General features: G+C 70.2%; 1 pseudogene. It reads right to left on the bottom strand.

Annotation, left to right across the window (positions count from 1 at the left end):
• Positions 1 to 554, bottom strand: a pseudogene (locus tag KUM32_RS37730) (type VII secretion protein EccC); the annotation flags it as partial.

The raw sequence follows: 554 nt of genomic DNA, 5'->3' as shown, positions 1-554 counted from the left end.
GGCGAGGGGGTTTCCGCTGCTGGTGGAGACGAGTTCGTAGTCGTCGATCAGGACGAACAACTGCGGGCCCGACCACCAGCTACGGTCGCGCAACTGCTGCGGGGTCACGTCGGAGCGCGGTGCGCGGCGTTCCATCACGGTGTTGATGGCGTCCATGTGCGTCTGCAGCGCGGAGGCGACCGGCGCGTACTCCAACAGGTGCTCCGGGGAGATGGTCTCCAGCAGCGAGCGCCGGTAGTCGCCCACGACGATCTTCGCCTCGTCCGCCCCGTACCGCTCCGTGAGCTGCTTCGCCATCAGGCGGAGGAGCGCCGTCTTGCCCGATTCGCTCTCGCCGAAGACGAGGAAGAACGGGTCGGTCTCGAAGTCGACGTACACCGGCTCCAGGTTGGTCTCGTCGATGCCGATGGCGATGCCGCGCTCGGGGAACTCGAAGCCCTTGGGCAGGCGGTCGGAGGAGAGCCGGCGGGGCAGGAGGCGCACCGCGGGGGCGTGCGGGCCCGGCCACTGCGCGCTGACGGCGCGCACCAGGGCCGCGGTGGCGTCCGAGAGGC

The sequence above is a fragment of the Streptomyces sp. AC627_RSS907 genome (assembly GCF_019049165.1).
This window is presented reverse-complemented; position numbering and strand designations above follow the sequence as displayed.